The 13097-nt window shown below is 66.4% G+C and carries 24 protein-coding genes; all 24 read right to left on the reverse strand.

Features of this window, described 5'->3' with window-relative positions:
* Window positions 1-16: 16 nt before the first annotated feature.
* Complete coding sequence (gene infA / locus ACZ47G_RS00840) at window positions 17-238, reverse strand: translation initiation factor IF-1 (protein ID WP_003956442.1); 222 nt, start codon at window positions 236-238, stop codon at window positions 17-19.
* 194 nt (window positions 239-432) lie between these two features.
* Window positions 433-858, reverse strand: a complete 426-nt coding sequence (gene mscL / locus ACZ47G_RS00845) for a large conductance mechanosensitive channel protein MscL (protein WP_465739328.1) — start codon at window positions 856-858, stop codon at window positions 433-435.
* Window positions 859-1008: 150 nt separating this feature from the next.
* Window positions 1009-1848: a type I methionyl aminopeptidase gene (map, locus tag ACZ47G_RS00850; RefSeq protein ID WP_380460892.1), complete on the reverse strand. Its 840-nt coding sequence runs from the start codon at window positions 1846-1848 to the stop codon at window positions 1009-1011.
* 118 nt (window positions 1849-1966) lie between these two features.
* Entirely contained in the window at window positions 1967-2620 is a 654-nt protein-coding gene (locus ACZ47G_RS00855; protein WP_380460890.1) for an adenylate kinase, read from the reverse strand.
* Window positions 2620-3930, reverse strand: coding sequence for a preprotein translocase subunit SecY (gene secY / locus ACZ47G_RS00860; RefSeq protein ID WP_465739329.1), 1311 nt, complete (start codon window positions 3928-3930; stop codon window positions 2620-2622). Before secY ends, ACZ47G_RS00855 begins: the two co-directional genes overlap by 1 nt.
* Window positions 3931-4266: 336 nt before the next feature.
* Complete coding sequence (rplO, locus tag ACZ47G_RS00865; protein WP_465739330.1) at window positions 4267-4719, reverse strand: 50S ribosomal protein L15; 453 nt, start codon at window positions 4717-4719, stop codon at window positions 4267-4269.
* Between the two features lie 2 nt (window positions 4720-4721).
* The gene (gene rpmD, locus ACZ47G_RS00870; protein WP_030055835.1) at window positions 4722-4904 is read right to left on the reverse strand and encodes a 50S ribosomal protein L30; all 183 of its coding nucleotides are present in this window, start codon (window positions 4902-4904) and stop codon (window positions 4722-4724) included.
* A complete protein-coding gene (gene rpsE, locus ACZ47G_RS00875) occupies window positions 4904-5524 on the reverse strand; it encodes a 30S ribosomal protein S5 (protein ID WP_030393306.1) in 621 nt (206 codons plus the stop codon). The genes rpmD and rpsE overlap by 1 nt, the downstream gene beginning before the upstream one ends.
* A 48-nt stretch (window positions 5525-5572) precedes the next feature.
* Window positions 5573-5956 (reverse strand): 50S ribosomal protein L18, encoded by a 384-nt coding sequence (rplR, locus tag ACZ47G_RS00880; protein ID WP_030232494.1) that lies wholly within the window; start codon window positions 5954-5956, stop codon window positions 5573-5575.
* A 3-nt stretch (window positions 5957-5959) separates the two neighbouring features.
* Window positions 5960-6499, reverse strand: a complete 540-nt coding sequence (gene rplF, locus ACZ47G_RS00885; RefSeq protein WP_380460884.1) for a 50S ribosomal protein L6 — start codon at window positions 6497-6499, stop codon at window positions 5960-5962.
* A 22-nt stretch (window positions 6500-6521) separates the two neighbouring features.
* Window positions 6522-6929 carry a 30S ribosomal protein S8 gene (gene rpsH / locus ACZ47G_RS00890; RefSeq protein ID WP_188301635.1) on the reverse strand — a complete coding sequence of 136 codons (408 nt, stop codon included), beginning with the start codon at window positions 6927-6929 and terminating at the stop codon, window positions 6522-6524.
* 287 nt (window positions 6930-7216) lie between these two features.
* Window positions 7217-7402: a type Z 30S ribosomal protein S14 gene (locus ACZ47G_RS00895; RefSeq protein WP_030055830.1), complete on the reverse strand. Its 186-nt coding sequence runs from the start codon at window positions 7400-7402 to the stop codon at window positions 7217-7219.
* Window positions 7403-7406: 4 nt separating this feature from the next.
* Complete coding sequence (rplE, locus tag ACZ47G_RS00900; RefSeq protein ID WP_030300393.1) at window positions 7407-7976, reverse strand: 50S ribosomal protein L5; 570 nt, start codon at window positions 7974-7976, stop codon at window positions 7407-7409.
* Window positions 7976-8287 (reverse strand): 50S ribosomal protein L24, encoded by a 312-nt coding sequence (gene rplX / locus ACZ47G_RS00905; RefSeq protein WP_030055828.1) that lies wholly within the window; start codon window positions 8285-8287, stop codon window positions 7976-7978. The genes rplE and rplX overlap by 1 nt, the downstream gene beginning before the upstream one ends.
* 15 nt (window positions 8288-8302) lie before the next feature.
* Window positions 8303-8674 (reverse strand): 50S ribosomal protein L14, encoded by a 372-nt coding sequence (gene rplN, locus ACZ47G_RS00910; RefSeq protein WP_030393301.1) that lies wholly within the window; start codon window positions 8672-8674, stop codon window positions 8303-8305.
* 102 nt (window positions 8675-8776) lie between these two features.
* The gene (gene rpsQ, locus ACZ47G_RS00915) at window positions 8777-9049 is read right to left on the reverse strand and encodes a 30S ribosomal protein S17 (protein WP_110670527.1); all 273 of its coding nucleotides are present in this window, start codon (window positions 9047-9049) and stop codon (window positions 8777-8779) included.
* Window positions 9049-9273 (reverse strand): 50S ribosomal protein L29, encoded by a 225-nt coding sequence (gene rpmC, locus ACZ47G_RS00920; protein WP_049649042.1) that lies wholly within the window; start codon window positions 9271-9273, stop codon window positions 9049-9051. The genes rpsQ and rpmC overlap by 1 nt, the downstream gene beginning before the upstream one ends.
* Window positions 9273-9692 carry a 50S ribosomal protein L16 gene (rplP, locus tag ACZ47G_RS00925; RefSeq protein WP_030055824.1) on the reverse strand — a complete coding sequence of 140 codons (420 nt, stop codon included), beginning with the start codon at window positions 9690-9692 and terminating at the stop codon, window positions 9273-9275. The genes rpmC and rplP overlap by 1 nt, the downstream gene beginning before the upstream one ends.
* Before the next feature lie 5 nt (window positions 9693-9697).
* Window positions 9698-10522, reverse strand: a complete 825-nt coding sequence (gene rpsC, locus ACZ47G_RS00930) for a 30S ribosomal protein S3 (RefSeq protein WP_030055823.1) — start codon at window positions 10520-10522, stop codon at window positions 9698-9700.
* Entirely contained in the window at window positions 10522-10869 is a 348-nt protein-coding gene (gene rplV / locus ACZ47G_RS00935; protein ID WP_380460882.1) for a 50S ribosomal protein L22, read from the reverse strand. The genes rpsC and rplV overlap by 1 nt, the downstream gene beginning before the upstream one ends.
* 57 nt (window positions 10870-10926) lie before the next feature.
* Window positions 10927-11208 (reverse strand): 30S ribosomal protein S19, encoded by a 282-nt coding sequence (rpsS, locus tag ACZ47G_RS00940; RefSeq protein WP_030055821.1) that lies wholly within the window; start codon window positions 11206-11208, stop codon window positions 10927-10929.
* 11 nt (window positions 11209-11219) lie between these two features.
* Window positions 11220-12056, reverse strand: a complete 837-nt coding sequence (rplB, locus tag ACZ47G_RS00945) for a 50S ribosomal protein L2 (protein WP_030393297.1) — start codon at window positions 12054-12056, stop codon at window positions 11220-11222.
* 43 nt (window positions 12057-12099) lie between these two features.
* On the reverse strand, window positions 12100-12420 hold the full coding sequence (gene rplW / locus ACZ47G_RS00950; protein ID WP_030055819.1) for a 50S ribosomal protein L23: 321 nt from the start codon (window positions 12418-12420) through the stop codon (window positions 12100-12102).
* Entirely contained in the window at window positions 12420-13097 is a 678-nt protein-coding gene (rplD, locus tag ACZ47G_RS00955; RefSeq protein ID WP_380460880.1) for a 50S ribosomal protein L4, read from the reverse strand. Before rplD ends, rplW begins: the two co-directional genes overlap by 1 nt.

Genomic DNA, 13097 nt, shown 5'->3' on the forward strand with positions numbered 1-13097 from the left:
TCTAGATCTGACGTTCTTACTTGTAGCGGTAGACGATCCGGCCGCGCGTGAGGTCGTAGGGGCTGAGCTCCACGACCACTCGGTCGTCCGGCAGGATGCGGATGTAGTGCATGCGCATCTTGCCACTGATGTGCGCGAGGACCTTGTGACCGTTCTGCAGCTCGACCTTGAACATCGCGTTCGGAAGAGACTCGATCACGGTGCCCTCGATCTCAATGGCGCCTTGCTTCTTAGCCATGAACTGCGAGATCCACCTTCCGGGACCGGCTACCGTATGCGGAACGCTCGTGCGAACCTGGGTTCACCCCGTCCCCGGAGGGAAGAGGGCGCGCTGAAGCACGCTACGAGTGAGCCGACGGTCCATCCTACGCCAGCGCGTCCCACGGTCCAAAACGGGGGTACCGGAAGGAGTCCACCGTCACACCGGTCGCGTCAGACCCCGGTGTAGACGGTCAGCGGCTCGACGTGGGCGGTGCAGGCCGAGCAGCGGCGGGCGGCCTCCGGGATCTCGGTCAGGCACTCGGGGCAGGGGCGCTTGGGGGCCTTCGGCTTCTTCGGCAGGTACCGCTCGGTGGCCTTGGTGATCGGCAGCACGACGCAGAAGTAGAGCACCGCGGCGGTCATGAAGAAGGCGATCAGCACGTTCAGGAACTGGCCGTACGGGAACTTCACCCCGCCTATCTCCGCCTTGTACGAGCTGAAGTCGCCGGCCGCACCGACCACCACGCCCACCAGCGGGGTGAGGAAGGCGGAGACGAAGCCGGTCACCACCGCGGTGAACGCGGCACCGATGACCACACCGACCGCCATGTCGATGACGTTGCCGCGCATCATGAAGTCGCGGAATCCCTTGAGCACGTACTCTCTCCTGCTCGCTCGTAAGCCGACTGCCACTGCCAGCCGTTAAAAATAGGACAAAAGCCCTGGAGGTCCAAACCTCCAGGGCTCTGATCCCTTGCCAGGGGCGGCGGTCGGCCACCGCGGCGACCAGGGCGTGTCTGACGATCCCTACGCCAGCGGGTCCGGAGCCGCGGTGATGCCCAGCTTGGCGAGCTCGGCCTTGCCGCCGTCGAAGGCGGTCAGCACCAGCGGGCCCTGCTCGGTGACGGCCACCGAGTGCTCCCAGTGCGAGGCCCAGGTGCCGTCGTTGGTGACGACCGTCCACTCGTCGTCCAGCACCGCGGTGTGCGGGGTGCCCAGCGAGACCATCGGCTCGATCGCCAGCACGGTGCCGGGGACGAGCTTCGGGCCCTTGCCGCGGCCGCGCTCGACGTAGTTCAGCACGTGCGGCTCCATGTGCATCGCGGTGCCGATGCCGTGGCCGCCGTAGCCCTCCGTGATGCCCCACTTGCCCTTGGGCGGCAGCGGCTGGCGGCGGATGAAGCCCTCGATCGCCTTGGAGACGTCCACCAGGCGGTTGTTCTTCTTCATCTGGGCGATGCCGGCCCACATCGAGCCCTCGGTCACCCGGCTGAGCATCTCGACCTCGGGGCGGACCTCGCCGACCGCGACGGTGATCGCCGAGTCGCCGTGCCAGCCGTCCAGGATGGCGCCGCAGTCGATCGAGATGATGTCGCCCTCCTGCAGCACCCGCTCGCCGGGGATGCCGTGCACGACCTCGTTGTTCACCGAGGCGCAGATGACGCCCGGGAACCACAGCCCGCCGTGGTGGGCGCGGAAGTTCGAGGTGGCGCCGTGGTCGGTGATGACCTTGTCGGCGATGTCGTTGAGCTCCTGGGTGGTCACCCCGGGAGCGACCGCCTCGCGGCAGGCCTTGAGCGCCTCGGCGACGACCAGCCCGGCCGCCCGCATCTTCGCGATCTGCTCGGGGGTCTTGATCTCCACCATCAGGTCACGCCTTCCAAGTCCGGATTACCACTGCCTACCACCGTACGACGTCGAAAACGGCCGGGCCGCCCGCTCCACGGGCGACCCGGCCGTTCCACGCGTACCTCGCCGAGCGAACTCAGCCGTTCTGCTTCAGCGCCTCGATCGCGCGCTGGGTGACCTCGTCCACCTTGCCGAGGGCCGAGATGGTCGCCACCAGGCCCTGCTGGACGTAGTAGTCGATGATCGGCTCGGTCTCCGTGTGGTAGACCTCCAGGCGCGTGCGCACCTTCTCCTCGGTGTCGTCCGAGCGCTGGTACAGCTCGCCGCCGCACTCGTCGCAGACGCCGTCGACCTTCGGCGGGTTGTAGTCCACGTGGAACACGTGGCCCCCGTCGTTGCGGCACAGGCGGCGGCCGGCGATCCGGCGAACGACCTCGTCCTCGGGGACCTCCAGGTCCAGCACGCCGTCCAGCTCGATGCCCTGCTCGGCGAGGAACTCGTCGAGCGCCTTGGCCTGCCCCAGGTTGCGGGGGAAGCCGTCGAGCAGGAAGCCGTTGGCCGCGTCGGCCTGCAGCATGCGGTCCTTGGCCATCCCGATGGTGACCTCATCCGGCACCAGGCGACCCGCGTCCATGTAGCTCTTGGCCTCGAGCCCCAGCGGGGTGCCCTGACCGATGTTGGCGCGGAACAGGTCGCCGGTGGAGATGTGGGGGATGGACAGGGTCTTGGCGAGCAAGTGCGCCTGAGTACCCTTCCCGGCCCCGGGAGGACCAACGAGGACGATACGCATCAGCGGAGGAACCCTTCGTAATTGCGCTGCTGGAGCTGGCTCTCGATCTGCTTCACAGTTTCGAGTCCGACGCCGACGACGATGAGCACGCTGGTGCCGCCGAACGGGAAGTTGGTCTGCTGTCCGAAGGCGACCAGGGCGATCATCGGGATCAACGCGATCAGGCCCAGGTAGAGCGAACCCGGCCACGTGATTCGGGTCAGCACGTAGTTCAGGTACTCGGCCGTCGGTCGGCCGGCCCGGATGCCCGGGATGAAGCCACCATACTTCTTCATATTGTCGGCAACTTCTTCGGGGTTGAAGGAGATGGCGACGTAGAAGAAGGCGAAGAACACGATCAGCAGGAAGTAGGTGGCCATGTAGATCGGGTGGTCACCCTTGACGAAGTTCTGCTTGATCCAGACCGCCCAGCCGGACTGGCTGTTGGTCAGCTGGACCACCAGGGCCGGGATGTACAGCAGCGACGAGGCGAAGATGACCGGGATGACACCGGCCTGGTTCACCTTGAGCGGGATGTAGGTCGAAGTGCCGCCGAACGCCCGGCGGCCGATCATGCGCTTCGCGTACTGGACCGGGATCCGGCGCTGGGCCTGCTCGACGAAGATGACCAGCATCACAACGATGACGCCGACGGCCACCACGGAGAGGAACTCGACCCAGCCGCCGCCGATGGTGCCGGACTGCTTGATGGCCCACATCGAGGACGGGAACTGCGCGGCGATCGAGGTGAAGATCAGCAGCGACATGCCGTTGCCGATGCCGCGGTCGGTGATCAGCTCACCGAGCCACATGATGACCGTGGTGCCGGCCGTCATCGTGATGACCATGACCGCGATCCGGAACACCGAGGTGTCCGGAACGATCTGGTTGGCGTACACGCAGCCCGAGAACAGCGCACCGCTGGAGGCCGTCGCGACGATGCCGGTGCCCTGGAGCACGGCGAGCGCGATGGTCAGGTAGCGGGTGTACTGGGTGATCTTCGCCTGCCCGGCCTGGCCCTCCTTCTTCAGCGCCTCCAGTCGCGGGATCACGACGGTGAGGAGCTGGAGGATGATGCTCGCCGTGATGTACGGCATGATGCCGAGCGCGAAGATCGTCAACTGGAGTAGTGCGCCACCGCTGAACAGGTTGACGAGCCCGAAGAGGCCGTTGTTCTTGGTCTCCTTCACGCACTCGTTCACGGCCGTGAAGCTCACGCCCGGGATCGGAATGTGCGAGCCCAGGCGGAACAGCACCATGATGCCCAGCGTGAACAGCAGCTTCTTGCGCAGGTCGGGCGTCTGGAACGCCCGCGCGAACGCACTGAGCACGGTGCCTCCTGCGCCTCCCGCGCGTCGTCGGCGGGAGGGTCGGTCCTGAATGGGGAGTTTGCGGTACGGGCTCCCGTACAGACGGCACAGGCGAGCCTACGCGCAGCCTACAAGGGAACTCCACGGACTCTAACAGTGCGCGGCCACTCGAAAGAAGCGCGTACCGTCCCTCCCCCACTCACGGGGGTACGGGATGCCCGGTTTTGCCACACAAAAGAACGAGCGCCGGTACCGCCGGATTTCGGCTCCGGGTGAAAGTCGCGGTAAAAGCACGAGCCCCGCACCTCCCGGAGGAGGTGCGGGGCTCGAAGCCGATGGTCGGCGGGTTCAGCGGGCTCAGACGAGCTCGGTGACCGTACCGCCGGCGGCCTTGATCTTCTCGGCGGCCGAGCCGGAGACGGCGTCGACCGTCACCTGCAGCGCAACCGAGACCTCGCCGGTGCCGAGCACCTTGACGAGGGAGTTCTTGCGAACCGCGCCCTTGGCGACCAGGTCCTCGATCGTGACCTCGCCACCCTGCGGGTAGAGCTCGGCCAGCTTGTCGAGGTTGACGACCTGGAACGTGATCTTGAACGGGTTCTTGAAGCCCTTCAGCTTCGGCAGGCGCATGTGGAGCGGCATCTGGCCACCCTCGAAGCGCTGCGGAACCTGGTAGCGGGCCTTGGTGCCCTTGGTACCACGACCGGCGGTCTTACCCTTGGAGCCCTCACCACGACCCACACGGATCTTGTCGGTCTTGGCACCCGGGGCGGGCCGCAGGTTGTGGATCTTGATCGGGTTCTCGCCCATGATCAGTCCACCTCCTCAACCGTCACCAGGTGACGGACCGTGTGGGCCATCCCGCGGATCTCGGGACGGTCCTCCTTGACCACCACATCGTGCATGCGCTTGAGACCAAGCGAACGCAGGGTGTCACGGTGGTTCTGCTTGCTGCCGATGTACGACTTGGTCTGCGTGATCTTCAGGCGAGCCATCAGGCGCTCACCCCAGCAGCACGCGCCCGCAGCAGAGCGGCGGGGGCCACGTCCTCCAGCGGCAGACCACGACGGGCGGCGATCTCCTCGGGGCGCACGAGGCCCTTCAGAGCGGCCACCGTGGCGTGCACGATGTTGATCGCGTTGTCCGAGCCGAGCGACTTCGACAGGATGTCGTGGATGCCGGCGCACTCCAGGACGGCGCGCACCGGACCACCGGCGATAACACCGGTACCGGGGGCGGCGGGCTTCAGCAGCACGACGCCGGCGGCCTTCTCACCCTGGATCGGGTGCGGGATGGTGCCCTGGATACGGGGGACCTTGAAGAAGTTCTTCTTGGCCTCCTCGACACCCTTCGCGATGGCGGCCGGAACCTCCTTCGCCTTCCCGTAACCGACACCCACGGTGCCGTCACCATCGCCCACCACGACCAGCGCGGTGAAGCTGAAGCGACGACCACCCTTGACAACCTTGGCGACACGGTTGATCGCGACGACGCGCTCGACGTAAGCGGTCTTCTCGACGGCGGGGGCGTTGCCCCGGTCGTCACGCTTACGGTCGCGCCGCTCGCCACCGGTGCCGCCACCGGCGCCGCTACCGCGGCGCTGGGGTCCAGCCATTGGATTTACCTCTCTCGTTTACGTCCGTCGACAGAGTCGACGAGCGGCTTAGAAGTCGAGCCCGGCCTCACGGGCCGCGTCCGCCAGGGCGGCGATGCGGCCGGCGTACCGGTTGCCCGCGCGGTCGAACACGACCGCCTCGATGCCGGCGGCCTTGGCGCGCTCGGCGACCAGGCTCCCGACCTTCTTGGCCAGCTCGGTCTTGTCGCCCTCGGCGCCCTTGATGGACACGTCGAGGGTGGACGCCGACGCCAGGGTGTGACCCTTGGCGTCGTCGATGACCTGGGCGACCATGTGACGGTTCGAGCGCGTCACAACGAGGCGCGGACGCACCTCGGTGCCGACGACGCGCTTGCGAACGCGGATCGCGCGGCGCTTGCGAGCGGCGCTCTTGTAGGCGTTGCCCTTGCCGATCTTGACAGAGACGCTCATCGCTTACTTACCACTCTTTCCGACCTTGCGGCGGATGACCTCGCCCGCGTACTTGACACCCTTGGCCTTGTACGGGTCGGGCTTGCGCAGCTTGCGGATCTTCGCGGCGACCTCGCCGACCTTCTGCTTGTCGATGCCGTCCACGTGGAACTTGGTGGCCGACTCGACGACGAAGGTGATGCCCTCGGGGGCCTCGACCAGAATCGGGTGGCTGTAGCCCAGCTGGAACTCCATGTCGGAGCCCTTCGCCAGAACTCGGTAGCCGACACCGCTGATCTCCAGCGACTTGCGGTAGCCCGCGGTCACGCCGGTGATCATGTTCGCCACCAGCGTGCGGGAAAGGCCGTGCAGGGCCTTCGACAGACGCTCGTCGTTGGGGCGGGTGACGAGCAGCGTGCCGTCCTCGCCCTTGCCGATCTCGATCGGCGCGGCGACAACGTGGGTGAGGGAGCCCTTCGGGCCCTTCACCGAGACCGCCTGGCCATCGATGGTGACGTCCACGCCGGCGGGAACCGGGATGGGCAGCCGTCCAATGCGCGACATTGCTGTACCTCCGTTTCCCGAATTACCAGACGTAGGCGAGAACTTCTCCGCCTACGCCCTTCTTGGCAGCCTGCTTGTCGGTGAGGAGACCCGAGGACGTGGAGATGATCGCCACGCCCAGGCCGCCGAGCACCTTCGGCAGGTTGGTGGACTTTGCGTAAACGCGCAGACCCGGCTTGCTGATGCGCTTGATGCCGGCGATGGAGCGCTCACGGTTGGGGCCGAACTTGAGCTCGATGGTCAGCTTCTTGCCGACCTCGCCCTCAGTGGGCTCCTCAACCTTGTAGGAGGAGATGTACCCCTCCTGCTGCAGGATCTGGGCGACGTGCGCCTTGATCTTGCTGGCCGGCATCGCCACGGTGTCGTGGTACGCCGAGTTCGCGTTACGCAGACGCGTGAGCATGTCTGCGATGGGGTCGGTCATGGTCATGATGGCCTCAGGCCTCTCTCGCCATGGTTTCTCCGCACCAGGTCCCCCTGCCGGACTCTTCCGAGTTCGTCAGGGGCACAAGCGCAGGGGACCTACGACGTAGTAAGACTGGGTGCGAGCCCTCTCGGAAGAGGACCACGGACATCCATGGGAATGCCGTGGCGGGGGGCCCGACCCCACTACCTTACGGGAATCCGTACGGCAGGCCCAAAACGGGCCGGTGTGGGATCGGGCACCTCTGCTTCGCTGGCGGTACCTAAAAGCTCTGGCCCTCTACGGAGAGAGGACTACCAGGAGCTCTTGGTCACGCCCGGCAGCTCGCCGCGGTGCGCCATCTCACGGAGGCAGACACGGCACAGGCCGAACTTGCGGTACACCGAGTGCGGACGGCCGCAGCGCTGGCACCGGGTGTAGGCCCGGACGCCGAACTTCGGCTTGCGCTCGGACTTCGCGATGAGGGACTTCTTCGCCATTGGCTCACGCCTCCTTGAACGGGAAGCCCAGAGCGCGCAGGAGCGCCCGGCCCTCGTCGTCGGTCTGAGCGGTGGTCACGACGGTGATGTCCATACCGCGCTGACGGTCGACCTTGTCCTGGTCGATCTCGTGGAACATAACCTGCTCGGTCAGACCGAAGGTGTAGTTGCCACGGCCGTCGAACTGCTTCGGGGAGAGGCCACGGAAGTCACGGATACGCGGCAGGGCCAGCGACACCAGACGGTCCAGGAACTCCCACATGCGGTCACCACGGAGGGTGACGTGGGTGCCGATCGGCTGGCCCTCGCGCAGCTTGAACTGCGCGATGGACTTGCGAGCCTTGGTCACGGCCGGCTTCTGACCGGTGATCGCGGTCAGGTCGCGGATCGCGCCCTCGATCAGCTTGCTGTCACGAGCGGCCTCGCCGACACCCATGTTGACGACGACCTTGACCAGGCCGGGCGTCAGCATGACGTTCTCGTACGAGAACTGCTCCTGCAGCTGACCCTTGATCTCGGAGTTGTAACGCTCCTTGAGACGGGGGGTCACCTTCTCAACAGACGTCTCAGACATCAGATGTCCTCACCGGTTCGCTTGGCAACGCGGATCTTGTTGCCCTCGTCATCGAAGCGGTAGCCAACGCGGGTGACGACCTTCTTGCCGTCCTTCTCCACGACCAGCTGGACGTTGGAGACGTGCACCGGGGCCTCGACGGTGACGATGCCACCCTGAGTGCCCGGGCCCGGCTTGGTGTGCTTCTTGACCCGGTTCACACCCTCGACCAGGACCTTGTTCTCGGCGGGCATGGCCTGGATGACCTTGCCCTGCTTGCCGCGGTCCTTGCCGGTGATGACCTGAACCAGGTCACCCTTCTTGATCTTCATGCTGTTCGCCATGGGTTAGAGCACCTCCGGCGCAAGCGAGATGATCTTCATGAACTTCTTGTCGCGCAGCTCGCGGCCCACCGGGCCGAAGATGCGGGTACCACGGGGGTCGCCATCGGTGTTCTTGAGGACGACGGCGGCGTTCTCGTCGAACCGGATGTACGAACCGTCGGGGCGACGGCGCGACTTCACGGTGCGGACGACGACGCACTTGACGACGTCACCCTTCTTGACCGAACCGCCGGGGATCGCGTCCTTGACGGTCGCGACGATGACGTCCCCGATGCCGGCGTAGCGGCGACCGGAACCACCGAGAACGCGGATGCAAAGGATTTCCTTCGCGCCCGTGTTGTCGGCGACACGCAGTCGCGACTCCTGCTGGATCACAGCTTTCTCCTGATCGTCAACGAGAGCTGACGGGCCGGCCGCTGCTCACACCAGCGCCCGCGAGGGACCTGGTGCACATACGGCCGTACCGCATCAACTTCGTTACTTGGCCTTCTCGAGGATCTCGACGACGCGCCAGCGCTTCGTCGCGGACAGCGGGCGGGTCTCCGCGAGGAGGACCCGGTCGCCGATGCCGCAGGCGTTCTGCTCGTCGTGCGCCTTCAGCTTGTTCGTACGGCGGATGACCTTGCCGTACAGAGCGTGCTTGACGCGGTCCTCGACGGCGACGACGACGGTCTTGTCCATCTTGTCGCTGACGACGAGACCCTCACGGGTCTTGCGGAAACCGCGCGTCTCGTTGGTGTTCTCAGTCATCAGGCGCTCTCCACCGTCTCGATGCCCAGCTCGCGCTCGCGCATCAGGGTGTAGATCCGCGCGATGTCCTTACGGACGAGCTTGAGCCGTCCGTGGTTGTCGAGCTGCCCGGTCGCCGCCTGGAAGCGGAGGTTGAACAGCTCCTCCTTGGCCTCACGGAGCTTGGCAACGAGACCCTCGTTGTCCAGCTCGCGGAGGTCAGCAGCCTTGGTGCCGGCCGACATCAGCTCTCACCTGCCTCGCGCCGGATGATCCGGCACTTCATCGGGAGCTTGTGAGCTGCGCGGGTCAGCGCCTCACGAGCCACCTTCTCGTTGGGGTACGACAGCTCGAACATGACCCGACCCGGGTGCACGTTCGCGATCCACCACTCGGGCGAACCCTTACCGGAACCCATGCGGGTCTCGGCCGGCTTCTTGGTGAGCGGACGGTCCGGGTAGATGTTGATCCAGACCTTGCCGCCACGCTTGATGTGACGGGTGACGGCGATACGAGCGGACTCGATCTGCCGGTTCGTCACGTAGGCCGGGGTGACGGCCTGGATGCCGTACTCGCCGAAGGCGAGCTCGGTGCCACCCTTGGCAGCGCCACGGCGCTTGGGGTGGTGCTGCTTGCGGTGCTTGACCCGACGGGGGATCAGCATTGGAGTCAGGCCTCCGTTCCGGTGTTCTCGGCAGCCGGAGCCTCGGCGACCGGGGCCGCGGGGGCCTCGGCAGCGGCGGGGCGACGGCCACGGCCACCGCGCTCGCCACCACGGCGCTCGCCACCGCGGGCGGGACGACCACCCTCGGGACGGGCCGGGCGGTTGCCCGAGCGGGCAGCGGCGTTCTCAGCGCGGACCTCGGCGATGTTCTTGACGTCGCCCTTGTAGATCCAGACCTTCACACCGATGCGGCCGAAGGTCGTCTTGGCCTCGAAGAAGCCGTAGTCGACGTTGGCGCGCAGGGTGTGCAGCGGCACACGGCCCTCGCGGTAGAACTCCGAGCGGCTCATCTCGGCGCCGCCGAGACGACCGGAGCACTGGACCTTGATGCCCTTGGCGCCGGACTTCATGGTGCCCTGCATCGACTTGCGCATGGCACGACGGAAGGAGACGCGGGAGGACAGCTGCTCCGCGACGCCCTGAGCCACGAGCTGGGCATCCAGCTCGGGGTTCTTGACCTCGAGGATGTTCAGCTGGACCTGCTTGCCGGTCAGCTTCTCGAGGTCGCCGCGGATGCGGTCGGCCTCGGTGCCACGGCGGCCGATGACGATGCCGGGGCGAGCGGTGTGGATGTCGACGCGGACGCGGTCGCGGGTGCGCTCGATCTCGACCTTGGAGATGCCGGCGCGCTCCATGCCCTTCGTCATCATGCGACGAATGGCAACGTCTTCCTTGACGTAGTCCTTGTACAGCTTGTCGGCGTACCAACGGGACTTGAAGTCCGTGCTGATGCCGAGGCGGAACCCGTGCGGGTTAACCTTCTGGCCCATTACCGGGTCCCTTCCTTGCTGCTGACGACCACGGTGATGTGGCTGGTCCGCTTGCGGATCCGGTAGGCACGGCCCTGAGCACGCGGACGGAACCGCTTCAGGGTCGGGCCCTCGTCAACGTACGCCTCGGAGATGTAGAGGTCGTCCACGTTGGAGTGGTTGTAGTTGTGCGCGGCGTTGGCAATGGCGCTGTCGAGCACCTTGCCCACCGGCACGGTGGCGGCCTGCGGAGCGAAACGCAGGACGGCCTGGGCCTCCGTGGCCTGAAGGCCACGGATGAGGTCCACCACGCGGCGGGCCTTCATGGGCGTGACGCGGATGTACCGCGCCTGGGCCCTGGCTTCCATGGTTGTCCCCTTAATGGAGTAAGTCATTGAGTCGTTCTGGCGCTGAAGCTCAGGCGACTAGCGACGCTTCGACTTGCGGTCGTCCTTGACGTGGCCGCGGAAGGTGCGGGTCGGAGCGAACTCGCCCAGCTTGTGGCCGACCATCGACTCGGTGACGAACACCGGGACGTGCTTGCGACCATCGTGAACCGCGATCGTGTGGCCAAGCATGGCCGGGAAGATCACGGAGCGACGGGACCAGGTCTTGATGACGTTCTGGGTACCCGCCTCGTTCTGCGCGTCCACCTTCTTGAGAAGGTGGCCGTCGATGAAGGGGCCCTTCTTGAGACTGCGCGGCATCTGACCTGCTCCTAGCGCTTCTTGTTGGTCTTGCGGCGGCGCACGATGAGAGCGTCCGACGCCTTCTTCGGGCGACGGGTGCGACCCTCCTTCTGGCCCCACGGCGAGACCGGGTGGCGACCACCAGAGGTCTTACCCTCACCACCACCGTGCGGGTGGTCGATCGGGTTCATGGCGACACCACGCACGGTCGGGCGAACGCCCTTCCAGCGCATGCGGCCGGCCTTGCCCCAGTTGATGTTCGACTGCTCGGCGTTGCCGACCTCGCCGACGGTCGCGCGGCAGCGCGCGTCCACCAGGCGGATCTCGCCGGAGGGCATGCGCAGGTGCGCCATCTTGCCCTCACGCGCCAGCAGCTGGATGCCGGAGCCGGCCGAGCGGGCCAGCTTGGCACCGCCGCCGGGACGCAGCTCCACCGCGTGGATGGTGGTACCGACCGGGATGTTGCGCAGCGGCAGGTTGTTGCCCGGCTTGATGTCGGCGCCAGCGCCGTTCTCGATCCGGTCGCCCTGCGTGATGCCGCGCGGCGCGATGATGTAGCGCTTCTCGCCGTCCGCGTAGTGCAGGAGCGCGATGCGCGCGGTGCGGTTGGGGTCGTACTCGATGTGCGCGACCTTGGCCGGCACGCCGTCCTTGTCGTGACGACGGAAGTCGATCACGCGGTAGGCGCGCTTGTGACCGCCACCCTGGTGGCGAACGGTGATCCGACCGGCGTTGTTACGGCCGCCCTTGCTGTGCAGGGGGCGAACCAGCGACTTCTCCGGCGTGGACCGCGTGATCTCTACGAAGTCGGCCACGCTGGAGCCACGACGGCCCGGCGTAGTCGGCTTGTACTTGCGGATGCCCATTTGGCTCTCTCGTCCTCGTCCTTATCGACGATCACGATCTCCGTTAGGAGACCGGACCACCGAAGATGTCGATGCGGTTGCCCTCGGCCAGCGTCACGATGGCGCGCTTGGTGTCCTTGCGCTTGCCAAAGCCCGTCTTGGAGCGCTTGCGCTTGCCCTGACGGTTGATCGTGTTGACAGCCTCGACCTTGACCGAGAAGACCGCCTCGACGGCCTGCTTGATCTGGGTCTTGTTGGCGCCCGGCGACACGATGAACGTGTACTTGTTCTCGTCGAGAAGGCTGTAGCTCTTCTCGGAGATGACCGGCTTCACCAGGACGTCACGGGGGTCCGTGAACGTCTTGCTCGTGATCTCTGCAGCCATCAGGCGGCGCTCCCTTCGAGCTCGCCCTCAGCAGCCACGGCCTTGGCGGACGCGGCGGGACCCGCCACGAAACGCTCGAAGGCGGCCTGGGTGAAGACCACATCGTCGGAGACGAGCACGTCGTAGGTGTTCAGCTGACCGGCGTCCAGGATGTGCACGTGCGGCAGGTTGCGAGCGGACTTCAGGCCCAGCTCGTCCTCGCGCTCGACGACCAGCAGGACGTTCTTGCGCTCGGTGATCTTGCCGAACAGGCCCTTGGCGGCCTTGGTCGACGGCACCTCGGTCGCGGTCACGCCGGTGACGACGTGAATGCGGTTGTGGCGGGCCCGGTCGGTGAGCGCACCGCGCAGGGCGGCGGCGATCATCTTCTTCGGGGTCCGCTGCGAGTAGTCGCGCGGCACGGGACCGTGCACGACGCCACCGCCGGCGAACTGCGGCGCACGGGTCGAGCCCTGACGGGCGCGGCCGGTGCCCTTCTGGCGGTACGGCTTCTTGCCGCCACCGCGGACCTCGCCGCGAGACTTGGTCTTGTGGGTGCCCTGACGGGCCGCAGCGAGCTGCGCCACGACGACCTGGTGCATCAGCGGAACGCTGACCTTCGCGTCGAAGATCTCGGCCGGCAGCTCGAGGCTGCCGGTCTTGTCGCCCGAGGGCGACAGGATGTCAATGGTGCTCAT

The sequence above is a fragment of the Kitasatospora sp. NPDC030952 genome, from assembly GCF_055571335.1.

Coding starts and splice junctions, on each gene's coding strand:
- infA (WP_003956442.1), bottom strand. CDS start 238: ATGGCTAAGAAGCAAGGCGCCATTGAGATCGAGGGCACCGTGATCGAG.
- map (WP_380460892.1), bottom strand. CDS start 1,848: ATGGTGGAGATCAAGACCCCCGAGCAGATCGCGAAGATGCGGGCGGCC.
- ACZ47G_RS00855 (WP_380460890.1), bottom strand. CDS start 2,620: ATGCGTATCGTCCTCGTTGGTCCTCCCGGGGCCGGGAAGGGTACTCAG.
- rplO (WP_465739330.1), bottom strand. CDS start 4,719: ATGGGCGAGAACCCGATCAAGATCCACAACCTGCGGCCCGCCCCGGGT.
- rpmD (WP_030055835.1), bottom strand. CDS start 4,904: ATGGCTCGCCTGAAGATCACGCAGACCAAGTCGTACATCGGCAGCAAG.
- rpsE (WP_030393306.1), bottom strand. CDS start 5,524: ATGGCTGGACCCCAGCGCCGCGGTAGCGGCGCCGGTGGCGGCACCGGT.
- rplR (WP_030232494.1), bottom strand. CDS start 5,956: ATGAGCGTCTCTGTCAAGATCGGCAAGGGCAACGCCTACAAGAGCGCC.
- rplF (WP_380460884.1), bottom strand. CDS start 6,499: ATGTCGCGCATTGGACGGCTGCCCATCCCGGTTCCCGCCGGCGTGGAC.
- rpsH (WP_188301635.1), bottom strand. CDS start 6,929: ATGACCATGACCGACCCCATCGCAGACATGCTCACGCGTCTGCGTAAC.
- ACZ47G_RS00895 (WP_030055830.1), bottom strand. CDS start 7,402: ATGGCGAAGAAGTCCCTCATCGCGAAGTCCGAGCGCAAGCCGAAGTTC.
- rplE (WP_030300393.1), bottom strand. CDS start 7,976: ATGTCTGAGACGTCTGTTGAGAAGGTGACCCCCCGTCTCAAGGAGCGT.
- rplX (WP_030055828.1), bottom strand. CDS start 8,287: ATGAAGATCAAGAAGGGTGACCTGGTTCAGGTCATCACCGGCAAGGAC.
- rpsQ (WP_110670527.1), bottom strand. CDS start 9,049: ATGACTGAGAACACCAACGAGACGCGCGGTTTCCGCAAGACCCGTGAG.
- rpmC (WP_049649042.1), bottom strand. CDS start 9,273: ATGTCGGCCGGCACCAAGGCTGCTGACCTCCGCGAGCTGGACAACGAG.
- rplP (WP_030055824.1), bottom strand. CDS start 9,692: ATGCTGATCCCCCGTCGGGTCAAGCACCGCAAGCAGCACCACCCCAAG.
- rpsC (WP_030055823.1), bottom strand. CDS start 10,522: ATGGGCCAGAAGGTTAACCCGCACGGGTTCCGCCTCGGCATCAGCACG.
- rplV (WP_380460882.1), bottom strand. CDS start 10,869: ATGGAAGCCAGGGCCCAGGCGCGGTACATCCGCGTCACGCCCATGAAG.
- rpsS (WP_030055821.1), bottom strand. CDS start 11,208: ATGCCGCGCAGTCTCAAGAAGGGCCCCTTCATCGACGGCCACCTTCTC.
- rplB (WP_030393297.1), bottom strand. CDS start 12,056: ATGGGCATCCGCAAGTACAAGCCGACTACGCCGGGCCGTCGTGGCTCC.
- rplW (WP_030055819.1), bottom strand. CDS start 12,420: ATGGCTGCAGAGATCACGAGCAAGACGTTCACGGACCCCCGTGACGTC.
- rplD (WP_380460880.1), bottom strand. CDS start 13,097: ATGAGCACCATTGACATCCTGTCGCCCTCGGGCGACAAGACCGGCAGC.